Annotated in this window: 12 protein-coding genes and 1 pseudogene; 7 read left to right on the top strand and 6 right to left on the bottom strand. The window is 66.4% G+C overall.

From position 1 onward, the window contains the following. Nucleotides 1-277: 277 nt before the first annotated feature. Nucleotides 278-374, top strand: a pseudogene (locus ABNF97_RS16210) (IS5/IS1182 family transposase); the annotation flags it as partial. 230 nt (nucleotides 375-604) lie between these two features. Here the strand turns inward: ABNF97_RS16210 and ABNF97_RS16215 are convergent. Further along, nucleotides 605-982 (bottom strand): VOC family protein, encoded by a 378-nt coding sequence (locus ABNF97_RS16215; protein ID WP_130463690.1) that lies wholly within the window; start codon nucleotides 980-982, stop codon nucleotides 605-607. A 251-nt stretch (nucleotides 983-1,233) separates the two neighbouring features. Between ABNF97_RS16215 and ABNF97_RS16220 the strand changes: the two genes are divergently transcribed. The 3 genes from ABNF97_RS16220 to ABNF97_RS16230 are packed head-to-tail and all read left to right on the top strand — an operon-like array spanning nucleotide 1,234 to nucleotide 3,055. Then, nucleotides 1,234-1,692, top strand: a complete 459-nt coding sequence (locus tag ABNF97_RS16220; RefSeq protein WP_130463691.1) for a hypothetical protein — start codon at nucleotides 1,234-1,236, stop codon at nucleotides 1,690-1,692. Continuing rightward, complete coding sequence (locus ABNF97_RS16225; protein ID WP_130463692.1) at nucleotides 1,689-2,369, top strand: UCP032817 domain-containing protein; 681 nt, start codon at nucleotides 1,689-1,691, stop codon at nucleotides 2,367-2,369. The genes ABNF97_RS16220 and ABNF97_RS16225 overlap by 4 nt, the downstream gene beginning before the upstream one ends. After that, complete coding sequence (locus tag ABNF97_RS16230) at nucleotides 2,366-3,055, top strand: class I SAM-dependent methyltransferase (protein ID WP_349339011.1); 690 nt, start codon at nucleotides 2,366-2,368, stop codon at nucleotides 3,053-3,055. The genes ABNF97_RS16225 and ABNF97_RS16230 overlap by 4 nt, the downstream gene beginning before the upstream one ends. Before the next feature lie 282 nt (nucleotides 3,056-3,337). On the opposite strand, the gene ABNF97_RS16235 is transcribed toward ABNF97_RS16230, so the two are convergent. The 5 genes from ABNF97_RS16235 to ABNF97_RS16255 form a co-directional block, all read right to left on the bottom strand. Next, entirely contained in the window at nucleotides 3,338-3,649 is a 312-nt protein-coding gene (locus ABNF97_RS16235) for a Rossmann-fold NAD(P)-binding domain-containing protein (RefSeq protein WP_130463694.1), read from the bottom strand. Between the two features lie 170 nt (nucleotides 3,650-3,819). Then, nucleotides 3,820-4,215: a hypothetical protein gene (locus tag ABNF97_RS16240; protein WP_130463695.1), complete on the bottom strand. Its 396-nt coding sequence runs from the start codon at nucleotides 4,213-4,215 to the stop codon at nucleotides 3,820-3,822. Nucleotides 4,216-4,247: 32 nt separating this feature from the next. After that, a complete protein-coding gene (locus ABNF97_RS16245; protein ID WP_130463696.1) occupies nucleotides 4,248-6,257 on the bottom strand; it encodes a DUF8224 domain-containing phage-derived protein in 2,010 nt (669 codons plus the stop codon). A 651-nt stretch (nucleotides 6,258-6,908) separates the two neighbouring features. Next, nucleotides 6,909-8,465 (bottom strand): arabinofuranosidase catalytic domain-containing protein, encoded by a 1,557-nt coding sequence (locus ABNF97_RS16250; protein ID WP_207230572.1) that lies wholly within the window; start codon nucleotides 8,463-8,465, stop codon nucleotides 6,909-6,911. A gap of 178 nt (nucleotides 8,466-8,643) precedes the next feature. Next, a complete protein-coding gene (locus tag ABNF97_RS16255) occupies nucleotides 8,644-10,476 on the bottom strand; it encodes an RICIN domain-containing protein (protein ID WP_349339012.1) in 1,833 nt (610 codons plus the stop codon). 302 nt (nucleotides 10,477-10,778) lie between these two features. On the opposite strand from ABNF97_RS16255, the gene ABNF97_RS16260 reads away from it, so the two are divergent. The 3 genes from ABNF97_RS16260 (at nucleotide 10,779) to ABNF97_RS16270 (ending at nucleotide 13,824) form a co-directional block, all read left to right on the top strand. After that, a complete protein-coding gene (locus ABNF97_RS16260) occupies nucleotides 10,779-12,017 on the top strand; it encodes a sugar ABC transporter substrate-binding protein (RefSeq protein WP_349339013.1) in 1,239 nt (412 codons plus the stop codon). 146 nt (nucleotides 12,018-12,163) lie between these two features. Continuing rightward, the gene (locus tag ABNF97_RS16265) at nucleotides 12,164-13,003 is read left to right on the top strand and encodes a carbohydrate ABC transporter permease (RefSeq protein ID WP_349339014.1); all 840 of its coding nucleotides are present in this window, start codon (nucleotides 12,164-12,166) and stop codon (nucleotides 13,001-13,003) included. Then, nucleotides 13,000-13,824 carry an ABC transporter permease subunit gene (locus ABNF97_RS16270; RefSeq protein WP_130463698.1) on the top strand — a complete coding sequence of 275 codons (825 nt, stop codon included), beginning with the start codon at nucleotides 13,000-13,002 and terminating at the stop codon, nucleotides 13,822-13,824. The genes ABNF97_RS16265 and ABNF97_RS16270 overlap by 4 nt, the downstream gene beginning before the upstream one ends. Nucleotides 13,825-13,836: the final 12 nt, after the last annotated feature.

Below are 13,836 nucleotides of genomic sequence, written 5' to 3' on the forward strand. Positions count from 1 at the left end.
GCCGCGCCGCCCGCACATTGACCGACACCGCTTCCGGGATCGCCCACCTTCACAACATCATCCTGGCGGGGTGACACCAGCACCGTTGCCAGGCAACGCCTTCACCGAGTTACGAGACATCCTTTAGTGAGCCTTTTCCAACCTGATCTCGCAGGTCAGCCGCGGGTCGGCAGGGGGTGCTGATCGATGAGAGCGAACCTCCAGGTAGGACAGCAGATCGACCAAAACCCGATGCCCCGACCGGGAGCCTCGCCATGCTGTCCTACCCCCCGCCACGATCCCGTCGTCCAGCCGGACCCTGAACCACATCGCCGAACGTATCTGCGGCCACGGCCCGCCACCAGCGCAGATCCCGATGGAGTTCGGCCGTCCCGTCCAGTACGCGGAGATGGACGAGCCGATCCTTCGGCGCGGTGTGGTCGGGTCAGAATCTCCGACGGAGAACAGGGTTCGATGGACCCGGATTGGCGGGCGCCAGCCAGACTTTCAACTGCCACTTTCCGTTACGAACATGCTCATCGGTCGCCGTCGCCAACTACCGGATCTGCCGATGACAGTGTGACTGACTCTGCCGGCCCCACGCAGACCCCCAGGGTGCAGTGGGTCAATGGATCCCGAAGCAGAACGGGTGGCCCGCTGGACTGGCATAAACGGCAAACATCTCATCGCCATCGGGATTGTCAGCAGGTCTCCTAGCAGCCTGGAGTTGGCGTCCGCCGAGCTCGACCGCCAGCCGACCGGCCGCCTCCACGTCGTCCACGTGCAGATCGAGGTGCACCTGCTGCTGCTGGGAGCCGGTAGGCCAGTCCGGTGCCACATGGTTTGGGGCACGTTGCACGCCCATGACCCAGTCGCCGTCGACCACGATGCTGTGCCAGTCTGCGTCGCGGTGCACTACGCCGCCCAAAATGCCGGCCCAAAACCTGCTTTCGGCCTCGATATCGCCGGCGTCGAACACAACGACCCGCCTGATGATCTTCACGTCAGCTCCTGCCCTGTGCCGCCAACATCTCGTCCGCGTTCATCGTCAACCAGCAGTCGTCACTTCGCAGCCCCAGCGTCCGGCGTCTGCACTATGGCTCGCGCTTTACTCGATCAAACCAGTGGACATCGTCGTCGCGGGAAGATTCACCCGAACGCGTTAACGCGCCGGGATCACGTTAGGTGCCCCTTATCAGGGTTTAGCCTCCTCCTGGCAGAGGGCCGCGTTCTCGACGAGACGGGAGATCGGTAATGGTCGAAAACAGCGCCACCGGAGGGGTGCGTCAAGACAACGACTCTTTGGTGGCCAGGCTGCTTGAGGCCGGGAGCGAAGATGCCGTCACACTCACGGGTTATGTCGGACCAGGGTCACGTGAGGGGTACGTCCGACTGTTTCCCGGACTCACCGACATGTCGAAGAGTATCGAGATTGCTCAGAGTGACATCGTCGAATCGGTGGAGCTGCCGAAGTCCGGTCTCGGCGCGATAGCGCTGTGGGTGCGGCGCGATGCCGAGCTCCATCATCACGTGGTCGAGAGGGCTGAGTCGTATGCCGCGCGGACCACGGGCCGCGCGCTTGAGCCGGCTCGACGCGGCGAACTTCGGATGATGGTCCGTTCCCACGTCCGAGACGTCTGCACCTGCGAGATCTACTGCGACGGGACGGGGTGTATGCCATGCACGTCCAACTGCCTGGCGCGGGCCCAATGACCACGACGACGGAACCCGTAGCGGCGGAGGTTTGGCGCGATGCTCTCGCCTTCCAGGCTCCCTTCCTCATCGAGAAGCTGACCAGGGACCACGTCGTCGAGAGCGCCGAGGAGGCTGAGGCACTGTTCCGCGAGGTGAAGCGGTACCTGGTGCTCGCAGCCGCCGATCACACGGTCGCCTGGGCGATGTACTCGCTCCGGATCGACCAGGTCTGGCACCAATTCATCCTGTTCACCCGTCAGTACATCGACTACTGTCTGGAGAATTTCGGACGGTACATTCAGCACGCGCCCAGCACTGCCCCTCCGGTCGAGAACCTGGCCCCACCCACGCGGTCCACCTTCGATCAGTTCGCCGACGCGTACGAACGACTCTTCGGCGAGCCGCTTCCCGATCTCTGGTTCGACGAGAGGGGTGTGACGCTGGATCGCCGGCTGGTCAACACCCGTGCCGGCACCTTGAGCCTGCGGGACAGCGATGACGACATGGTCGAGCTGCTCGGCGAAGACGGGCGCCCGCTCTTCGCTGTCGAGCAGGTCGGCCGCAACGCTCTCGATTTCATCTCGCGCACGGGAACCTTCTTCGTCCGTGAGCTACCCGGAGAACTCCTCGACGTACAGAAGATCGCCCTGACCTCCACCCTGGTGGAGCACAAGTTGCTCGACCTCGCATCGTGAGTCACCAGACCGAGGTGAAAAGCGCGGGTGACGGAGAGCTGCTCAAGCAGACGATCCGAAGGTACGACGCGAGCCCTCGGGCGTACGCATGGCGGTTCGCCGTGGCCGACATGAGGATAGAGCAGGATCTCTTCTCGGCCTGCCTGCCCCGCCGGCACCAGCCCGTCCTGGATGCCGGCTGTGGAACGGGGCGCGACCTCGCCCGCTTCCGTCGAAACGGCGTCGCTGCCATCGGTCTCGATCTGTCCCAGGGGTTGCTGGGCGCGGCGAGAAGATGCACCGCCTCGCCGTTGGTACAGGGAGACATGCTCCGAGTGCCGTTTCGGCGGGCGTCGTTCCGCGGCGTATGGTGTTGCGCCTCGCTCCTGCACCTGGCGCCGGAGCAGGCCGCGCTGGCCGTCGGCGAGTTCCGTCGTGTCCTCAGCGACGAGGGACTTCTGTTCATTCTCGTGCGCGCCGGGAGCTCCCATGGGCTGGACAGCAGCGGCCGCTGGTTCCAGCTCTACGAACGAACCGAGCTGGAGGGACTGCTGAAGGCTGCGGGCTTCGCCATTATCAGCCTCACCGTCCGGCCACGACCCGCTCCCGGCCGGTGGCTGGCTGTGCTGGCCGCCGCGCGGACGCACGCACATGCAGAACCGCCGCCAAGGCCCGCCACAGCAATCAGTGAGCCTTTTCCAAGCTGACGTTGCAGCTCGGAGGGGGGTTGGGCCCGGAGATCGATGAGGGCGAGGCTCCAGGTAAGACAGAGGTCGACCAAGATTCCGATGCCCCGACCGGGAGCCTCGCCTGCGCTGTCTTACCCCTCCACGATCCCGCTGTCCAGCCGCACCCTGAACCACCTCGCCGACCGCATCCGAGCGCACCGCAGCCAGCATCGATCCCGGTGGCGACGCCTCGCCCCTGGGCGACAGGCACTGCTCGAGGAGTGCCTGTCGCCGCGTTGGGGCGCGCGCCGCACCCGTGCGTCAGTTGACCTTCATCTCGTCGCGGATCCATGCCTCGATCGAGACCTGCCCGGGAAGCCAGCCGAGTTGCCGGGCACGGGTCGCTCGCACCCGGCTGTTAGAACCGAGAGCGAATCGGGCGAAACCTTCCCCCCAGGCCAGGGCGGCCTGGTCAGGACTCCAGGGTTGAGCCGGGCCCAGCCCGAGCCGGTCGGCGATCGCGGCTCCGATCTCACCGAGCGACGCTTCGCCTCCTTCGACGAAGTAGAAGCCGTGTGCGGCCGGATCGGTGAGTACGCGGGCGTAGAGGGCGGCCACGTCGTCGATGTGCACGTTCGACCAACGGTAAACAAGCAGCCGATGAGAGGGCGCGCTCGCTGTCGTACCGATGGGAGTTCGCCGAGAAGTGGCCTTGGGCGCCGGCCTGGCCGCGCAGGTCTTGCACAGCGACCGTACTTCTCGGCGATGTGCGGGCCTGCTGGCAGACGCTGCTTGTCGGCGGGCTACAGGTTGTTGATTCGGGCCAGCAGCTCTGCCTCGGTCAGGTTCTCCAGGGCCGCGTCCTGCTTGCGGCCCAGGACTGCCAGCAGCTTTTCCTTCTCCAGCTTCTTGGCTGCCGCTGCCTTCGCCGACTGGTCCTCCGCGAGGCGGATGGCGATGACGTGCTTGACGACCTCCAACTTGGTCTCCAAGGTCGCCTTGGCCGGATTGGGCTCGGTGGCCACGAACGACTCGGTGTCGATGGCCTTGAGTTCGGCGTTGACCGCCTTGGCCACGTCATCGAGGCTGAAGCCGGACTTGGCGGTCAGCGGAAGCTCCCACAGCTGTTCCGTGGTCAGCAGTCCCTTGGTCGATGGGTAGCGGAATTTTTCCCGCGTGGCCTTTTCGAAGATGGTCATGATGGCCTCTTTCGGATTTTCTGGGTTGACAATCAGAACTGGATACTGATGAGGTGGCGCCGGCCGTCGGTCATGGTCACCTTGGCGACCACAGAGCTGCGGACCGTGGAGCTGAAGCCGAGGCCGGACAGCTGATCCGGGGACGGCTCGCACTTGGTGCGATCGCCGAGAACCTCGAACACCTTGCGGTGGGGTTGCAGGTCGCTGCGGAGGAACTCGTTGTAGATGCCCCGGGTCGGCTGGTCGTTCACGCACCCTTTCAGGATGAAGAGGTAGTGGCGGTTGCCGACCTCGTTGTCGTCGAAGTAGTTCGGCGAGTACATGATGGTGGACACCGGCACGAACTGTTCGGTGGTGATTCCCCACAGGTCCTTGCCTGCGCTGCCCGGCTGCATGTCCTTACCCGGCCGGAAAGCGGTGATCACCTCGTCGGTGACCGTCATCCGGCCCACCTCGACGGTCTCCTTGTGGCCGACCGCACGCTCGTGGCTGTAATGCTCGATCTTCCCGTTGCTCTCGGTCTCGATCACGAAGCCGACCTCGGTGCTTTCCCGCTTGTTGAACTGGTTCACCTCGATCCGATACTCCCCGTCGGGGACGTTGTCGGTCCAGGTGACGTTCTCCACCGGCTCGCGCGAGAACGTCCCGCCCGCGTTCATGTCGACGTCCAGCTTGTTGCGTTTGTCCTTGTACCAGATGTGGTCGCCGTTGGGTTCGAACACGTGCAGGTCGAGGTCGTCGTGGTTGAACCAGGACAGGCTCACCCGCAGCTTGCCGCTGACGTTGCCGCCGGCCCGCTTGACCTTTTCCTTGATGGAGTCGGTGACGTTGCCGTTGTAGGACCAGCCGAAATCGTTGTCCCAGGTGAACAGCCGCGGGGCGGCCGGGTGCCGGCCGGTGGTGAGACTGACGAAGTGCGGTTCGTGGCTGTTGGCGACCCACAGGTCGATGGTCGCGGCGCCGGGCAGGATGTCTTTCATGAAGGTGACCACGGGAATCTCCTCCGGCTTCGCGTCACGAAGGCGCCCACCTGCCGACCTCATGGTGGCCGCCTGCATGAGCAGCCCTTCGATGCCGTCCTTCATCCGCGACTGCGTGTCGTTGTCGACCCATAGCACGTTGGTGACCGACACGTCGGACAGCCGGGCGAACCGTCGCTGCAACGACTCCTCGATGCCCAACTCGCCGATGGTCTTCATGGCAGCCTTGACCATGGCCGGGGTGATCAACGCCGTGGGGCGCTGGTAATTCTGCGGTGCCACCTTCGTCTCGAACGACCGGACCGCCTGCGCCAGGTCGACGCCCGCGGAGAGATCCCGGACGAGGGTGCCGATCACCGTGTTGCGGAACCGGGCCGCCGGGTTCATGGCGTTGGCGAAGATGAAGGCCTGTCCGTCGGCCGCCTTCGTCCATCGGTTCTGCAGTGACCGGAACTCGGTCACCGCACGACGATGCTCCGTGCCGCGGTAGAGGGCGTTGTCGTCGATGAGGTCGACGACGGTGTCCAGAGCGTGCTGGGTCAGCTCGGCCAGGCCACGCTGGAACACCTGCACCGCGGCGTCGAAGGTGCTCCGTGCCACGCCGACGTCTTTGACGCGATGCCGCCTCTCCACCCGGCCGTGCAGGTGGTGCCACACCTCGACCTGGCCGTCGCGCAGCGTCCGGGTCGTCCTCGTCCCATACTGCGCCTCGGAGGACCGGAAAATGGTGGACAACGGCAGCGTGCCAACGAATTCGTCCATTGCGGCGGCGACGACGGAGAAGACCGGGTCGGATGCAGACACCCCGGACCAGACGGAGCGGACCTGTCCGTTGTGGATCTCGACGACGTTACCGAAGTTCTTGATGAACCCGCGGCAGGTCGAGCAGTCGTACTCGGACCGCTCACGGAACCGAAGATTGGTGCCGGCGGGGAAGGCATCGAGAAAGGTGAGCCAGAGTGAGTCCCGATCGAGACCGTCGCCGACGACGTACAACTCGCCCTTGGACATCGCGGACAGACGTTCAGTCACATCCGTCACGAACTGCTGGAAATCGCCCACCGTTGTCATCCTCCTTGATCCCCGAAGATCCTAAGGAGTGCCTGCAATCGGGAAAACGCCCTTCCCGCCGTCCGCACGGTCACGGACGGGCGCCGGTGGCCGGCGGTCATGTAAGGAGCTCCCGTACCTGATCAGTCCGGGGTCCCAGGGTTGCATGAGCATCCCGGTTGGTCTGGTGGGTGGCGACGAGTTGGGGTCTGAGGGAGAGCCGCGTTCGACTGGTTGCCACCGCTGGTCTGGCCCCGGATGCCGGATGCCCCCGATGAGGGGGAAGTTGAGCCACCAGACGTCCGAGCGGTACGGACGGCCGCGCCGGCGCATGGCCGTCACCGGCCCGTGGGAGAAGTACCTGGGCTGACGCGCAGGCCTGTCACTCCTGGCGGCCGGTTCCGCGACGAGCCCCCGTCCGCCCGCGGACGGCTGTGGGAACCGGGCCGCACAGTGAACCTTTTTCAACCTGAACCACGTGGCGCTCACACACCGCGTCCGACCTTGCGCTCCGACGGACCGCAAGGGGAGGTTGAAAAAGGTTCAGTCTGGGGATGAACATGGAGCGTGGCCGTCCGAACCAGGTCGGCATCGACGAAGGTGTGCGCCGGCCACCACACGGTGGTGGCCGGCGCACGAGTCGTTCAGGCGCCGTTGCCGGCGTCAGCGATAACCGGCGCTCACCACGTTGGCCTGCACGGCGTTCTCGGTCGCGTCGGACGGATAGCCGGCGACCATGGCTCCCTCGTAGAAGGTGCCGGCGCTCAGGTTCGCACCGCCGTCGGGCTTGCAGCAGTCACCGCCACTGCCCAGGATGATCGCGCCCTGCTTCTTCATCGGGCTGTATCCCGGCGGAAGCGCGCCGTCCCACAGCGTGTAGAGGCTGCCGGACTGGGCGTTGCTGCCCTTGATGGCGAAGCGCGTCGTGCCGTTGTTCTTGAGGGTCGCGGTGACGAACTTGCTGGTGAAGGAGCGCTGGTTCGGGTTCCACGTCTGGCTGCCGCCGGGGAAGAGGCCCCACTCAAGGTCTGCCTGCACCCAGGGGCCGGTGCCGGAGCAGCCGCCGAACCAGCACTGTGTGCTGAAGTTGATGGCGTCCATCGCCCCGGCGGCGTCGGCCTTCCTGGTCGTCTCGCTGTTGCCGTAGTCGAAGCAGCAGCCGTTGTTGACGTGAGTGCCGCTGGTGACCATGTACATGCCCTCGGGAGCGGCACCGGTCGGTACTCCGGTGAGGTGCCCGTCCCGCCAGTAACTGTTACCAGGATTGATGTAGAGCGAGTACGCTTTCGCGCCTCCCACGGTCAGCGACTCCGACGTCGCGATCGCGGGCCTGCTCTGCGGGGAGCCCGGAACCACGCTCGACCCCTGGTACCAGAGGTCGTTTCCACGCCCGGACTGGTCGAAGACGACGGTGATCACGCAGGTCGTGCCCGCGCAGAAGGAGTCCTGCGTCGCCGCGTTGGCGGTGCCGCCCGCGCTGGAAAGCCCGATGTCGCGGGTCGTGTTGTCCGAGGAGCGCCGGACCTGGTAAAGGTTGCCGGCGTACGCCGCGTAGAGTGCCCGCGTCGTGCTGTGCGCTGCTATGCAGGGAGTGCCGCCGGAGGCGTAGATGTCGCACGGGCGGGTACCGGTCGGCGGCTCGGTGGTCGGCGAGCTCCACTGCTGGTTCGCGCCACCGTGGCACGCCCACAGGTGGATCTTGGTGCCGTTCGCGGTGCCGTAGCCGCTGGCGTCGAGACACAGCCCGGAGTGCATCCCGGTGATGGTGCCGTTCGTGTTGACGTTCCACTGCTGGTTGGTCTGGCCGTTGCAGTTCCAGATGATCACCGGTGTTCCGTTGGCGGTGCCCTGGCCGGAGGCGTCCAGGCACTTGTTGCCGTATACCGTGAGCTGCTTGCTCGAGGTCCAGGTCCAGGTCTGGCCGGCGCTTCCCTGGCAGTCCCACAGTTGTGTCTGGGTGCCGTCGACGGTGCTGGAGTTGGGTACATCGAGACAGCGACCGGACGGGGTGCCGACGATCGGGGCGCTCTGCCCCGGCTCGATGGCAGCCGACGACGACGGTGCGGCGGCGGTGGCCTCGCCGGCGAGAGGCGGGGTACCGGGGGTGGCGCCGACGAGAACGCCAGTCAGGACGCCGGCCAGGAGGGTCAGTCGGACGCGACGGCGTCTCGGAATGAGATCGCGGGCCTTTCCTGGCCCACTTCGGGACGGAGTTCGCACGAGGTAGCTCCTCGGACTCGTGGAAGCGCGGGGCTTGTCGACGCGCCGTGGGCGATGGTGGCGAAGGCGAATCGATTCACGGCGGTCGTGTGATCGCAACTGGTATCAATAGATCGTCGGTGGGAGATCGGCCCTGGCCGTCGGGGCAGACGGGCCGGCGCCTCGACTCTCGGGACGCCTACCGCCCCAGGATTCGCCACGTCTGGTTCAACGGGCTGCCCTGGCCGGCCGGGTTGCAGGTCCACTGGTGGATCGGCGCCCGTGCCGCCGTGGAGACCCTGCTGACATCGACGCACTTGCCGCTGTGTCGGGCGACGAGTTGATAGTCGTGCGAGTCGTTGCCCGGGTAGGTCACTCTGCGGAGCGTGAACTGCTGGTTGAGGCCGTTCAGGCAGGTCCACTGGTGCACGGCCGCGCCGTCCGCGGTCGACACGCCGCTGACGTCGAGGCACTTGCCGCTCTGCTGGTTGACCACCGTGTAGGTGCCGGTCACGCCGGCGACCGGGCGGAAGTTCCAGAGCTGCTGCGCACCACCGTCGCAGTAGTTCTGCTGTTGGACGTTGCCGTCGGCAGTGCTCAGGCCGGCGTTGTCCAGGCACTGCCGGGAGTGCTGGGCCACCGCCACCGACTGGAAGCCACCGTCCGAGGGTGGCAGCAGGGTGACGGTGTAGGTGTCGGTCTGGTTGGTGTACGGCAGGGTCACGGTGGCGTTGTTGTTGGAGACGCCGACCACGGTGTTCGAGATCGTGATCGGCCCCTGCACCGCGCCGCCGCCGTTGTGTGGGATGCGTTGGGTGAGGACCCGCACCTGGCTGTTCTGCACGATGCCGTTGGTCGTGTCCAGGCGCTGCAGGTTGACGGTCAGGTTCCCGGTGGTACGACCGCCACCGACCAGGACCTTCGCCACGCCGGTCGCCTTTGTGGCGTGCGCGTCGTAGGACGGGCTGGCGGTCACCGCGACGACCTCCCCGGTCTGGGAGGCGTAGTAGTGGTAGGCCCACCACTCGCCCTTGGGCTGGTGCTGGCCGGCCGAGTTGCGGACCAGCAGGTTGCCGAGGTCGTTGTGCAGGTTGCCGCCGCCGGCCCAGTTCGCCCTGAGGCCGTCCGCGCGGGCCCGTTCCAGACGCGCGATGTACCAGGCACCGTCGGCCGGGTTCTGCTCGTCGGGCGCACCGTACTCGTTGATCTGGTACGGGCGCGGGTGGGCTATACCCCGCGGGTCGAGGGTGGCGTTGGCGGCGGCGACGTTGGCGACCGGATCGCCCGGCAGCGAGTGCCAGCTGAAGATGTCCGGCACCGTGTTGGTCGAGCGGACGAAGTCCAGGTACTGGTTCCAGAAGGTGTGCGTGGTCGACGGTACGCAGGCGCAGCTCGGCCCGACGATGAGCTGGTGGGGGAACTCCGCCCTGATGCGCTGGTGGGTGCGGCGCCACAGTTCGAAGTACTGCGAGATCGGACGGTTCCAGAACAGGGTGATGTTGGGCTCGTTCCAGATGTCCCACTGCACGGACAGCCCGGACGCCCGGACGTCGTTGACGAGGCGGGTCAGGAAGTTGTCATAGTCGGTCCAGTCGCCGTTGTCGCCGGGGAAGCGGGAGATCCCCGCGCCGTCCGCACCCCACAGGTCATGCGGCAGGATGATGAACTCTCCGCCGAGGGCGATGGTCCGACGCGCCTGGGCGAGGGTGGAGTTCCAGCGACGGTCGTAGGTTCCGCCGACCCAGCCACTCCCGGGCAGCTGCGCGCCGCCGGCCCGCATGTACTGGAACTTGACGTCTCGGTAGAAGTGGTCGGCCGGACCGCTGGCGTTCTCGGTCATGCCGTAGATCCAGCCGGACGCGCGGTAGGTCGGCGTACCGCTGGTCGTGGAGAAGTTGACACTGATCGACTCGTCGGCCGCGTGGGCCGGAGACGCGGCGACGGTTGGGGCGGCGGCGGCGAGTAGGCCGACCACGACACGGGCGACAGACGCCTGGGCTCGTCCTGACCTGCCGCGAGACGGGGTTTTCACGGGCGGCTCCTTGGTGGGGCGTGAGGGACGCGCTCCGGAGGGCTGCACTTGCGAATCGGTTCGCACGGATCGTAGGACCAGAAACTGAACCATGTCAATGAAGAGGCGACCGGACGAAGAACTTGGTTGCCAGCAAAATTCTCGTCGCCGGCCGCCCATCTCTTGACCGCTGGGCATGGCCAGACCTATCTTCGGGCGAACCGATTCCTCGAACCGATTCGTCAAGTGGGCGGGCTGTGGTCCGGCCCGCGACGGTCAATCCGCGGATCCCACCTGACGATCGACTTGGAGTGAGGACACAGATGACAGGATTCAGTCGTCGGCGGCGCCTGGCCGCCGTCGCCGTGATAGCGCTCGCCGCAGCGGCAAGCGGCGCCTGCTCGTCGCCCGCCGACGGCCCCACCGACGGTGGCGCCCACCTCGTCTGGGATCCGTATCCGCAGTTCGCCGACGACTCTGAATGGGTCGCGCTGCTCAAGAAGTGCGGCACCTCCGCGGGGGTGACGGTCGAGCGGACCGGCCACGACACCACCGACCTCACCAACAAGGCGCTGCTCGCCGCCCAGCAGGGCAATTCCCCGGACGTGCTGATCGTGGACAACCCGGTCATCTCCACACTGGCCGAGGCCGGCGCGCTCACCACCACCGACGACAACAAGCTGGACGTCTCGGCCATGGAGCCGAACCTGCTCGGCGCCGGCCAGAGCGACGGCAAGACGTACGGCGTGCCGATCGGGGCGAACACCCTCGCCCTCTACTACAACAAGGATCTGCTCACCGCCGCCGGCGTCGATCCGGCCACGGTCAAGGACTGGACGTCACTGACCGAAGCGCTGACCAAGGTCAAGGCCGAGGGGAAAAAGGGCATCACCTTCGCCGCGATCGGCACCGAGGAGGGCAGCTTCCAGTTCCTGCCCTGGTTCTGGGGATCGGGAGCCCAACTGACCAGTTTGGACTCGCCGCAGGCGGTGTCCGCGCTGACGCTCTGGACGGAGTGGCTCAAGCAGGGCCACGCCCCGAACTCCGTCATCAACAACACTCAGACCACGAGCTGGCAGGAGTTCGCCACCGGTGACTACGCGTTCGCCGAGAACGGCACCTGGCAGCTGGCTAACGCGGAGAAACTCGACTTCTCGTACGGCATCATCGCGATCCCGGCCAGCGCGGGCGGCCCGGCGCCGGCGCCCACCGGCGGTGAGTTCGTCTCCATCCCGGTACAGAAGAACACCGGCCGGTACGAGACCTCGCGGAAACTCGTCGTCTGCCTGACCAGCGCCGACAACCTCCTCACCACCGACACCACGCTCTCCTACGTCGCACCCGTCGCCGCCGTCCAGGAGCGACAGGCGGCTGCGGACCCCAAGCTCAAGGTTTGGGTGGAGGCGGTCCGGGCGGCCAAGGGCCGCACCGGGGACAACCTCGGCACGAAGTACCCCAGGATTTCCGAATCCCTGTGGACCGCGGTGCAGGCGGCCCTCAGCGGCGGGAAGTCGCCGCGCGAGGCGCTGACCGCCGCGCAGGCCGCGGCCACGACCAGGTAAGCGCGCCGAACCGAATGCTCCCCACGACACACAGCTCCACCGCCGCACGAGACCAGGGTGGGGCGGCGACGACCGCCCCACCCGGACCTTCCCGGTCCCGCGTCCGCCGGCCCAACCGAGGGCTGGCGTGGGGCTTCCTGGCACCCGTGACCGTCTACCTGACGGCGTTCTACGCCTACCCGCTATACCGCAACCTCGAGTTGAGCCTGCGCGAGTACACCGTCCGCTCCTTCGTGCAGGGCGGCGCGCCCTTCGCCGGCCTCGACAACTACCGGACGGTCCTGACCGACCCGGCCTTCGGGCCGACGTTGGCGCACACCCTGGTCTTCACCACCGTGTCGCTCGCCTTCCAGTTCACCGTCGGGATGGCCCTGGCGCTCTTCTTCTACCAGCACTTCCCGCTGTCGCGCACGCTGCGGGCGTTGATGCTCGTTCCGTGGCTGCTGCCACTGATCGTCTCGGCGTCGACCTGGTCGTGGCTGCTCAACAGCGACTCAGGGCTGGTCAACGCGGCGCTCGCCGTCGTCGGCATCGACCCGGTCAACTGGCTCACCTCGCCGGACTGGTCGCTCACCTCGGTGATCATGGCCAACGTCTGGATTGGCATTCCATTCAACCTGGTGGTGCTCTACAGCGGCCTACAGGCGATCCCGGCCGAGATGTACGAGGCGTCCGCACTCGACGGCGCGACGGGATGGCAACGGTTCTGGTCGATCACCTTTCCGTTGCTGCGCCCCGTCTCCGCGATCACGCTGCTGCTGGGGTTGATCTACACGCTGAAGGTCTTCGACATCATCTGGATCATGACCAGGGGTGGCCCGACCGGCTCCTCGGCCACCCTCGCCACCTGGTCGTACCGACTCGGCTTCGGCAATCTGCTGCCCGAGTTCGGACCGGGTGCGGCCGTCGGCAACCTCCTCATCGTGATGGCCCTGATCGCCGGGCTCGGCTACCTCCGGATCGAGCGGCGGCAGCACCTACGATGACCACCTCAACACCTCGGACCTGGTGGAAGACCGGCGTCGGCCTGGTGCTTACCGGGCTGATGCTCTTCCCGGTCTACTGGATGATCAACGTGTCGTTCACCCGGGACCAGGACATGCGGGCCAGCCCTCCACACCTGATCCCGACCAACGGCACGTTGGACGGCTACCGGGCGGTGCTCGATCAACAACTGCCCTATCTCGGCACCAGCCTCCTGGTCGGCCTCGGCACGGTGGCGCTGACCGTGGCGCTGGCCGCCCCCGCCGGATACGCGCTGGCAAAGCTCCGGCCGCCCGGCGGCCCGGCGCTGAGCTTCGTACTGCTGATCGCGCAGATGATCCCGGGAGTCATCATGGCGATGGGCTTCTACGCCATCTATCTCAATCTCGGCGTCCTGAACACGCTGCCCGGCCTGATACTGGCGGATTCGACCCTGGCAGTGCCGTTCGGCGTGTTGATCTTCACGGCCTTCATGTCCGGAATCCCCGACGAGTTGCTCCAGGCCGCCCTGGTCGACGGCGCTGGTCGGCTGCGCACTTTCTGGTCGGTCGTGCTGCCGGTCAGCCGCAACTCGATCATTTCGGTGTCACTCTTCGCGTTCCTGTGGTCCTGGTCGGACTTCATCTTCGCCTCGACCCTCGTCAGCGGTGGCGACCACCAGCCGATAACCCTCGGCATCTACCACTACATCGGCAACAACAACCAGCAGTGGAACGCCATCATGGCCACCGCCGTCGTCGCCTCCATCCCCGCCGCAGTGCTGCTGGTCCTGGCCCAGCGTTACGTCTCGACGGGCGTGACCGCCGGCGCCGTCAAGGACTGACCACCCGCACCA

This window comes from Plantactinospora sp. B6F1 (genome assembly GCF_040120695.1).
GTDB lineage: Bacteria > Actinomycetota > Actinomycetes > Mycobacteriales > Micromonosporaceae > Plantactinospora.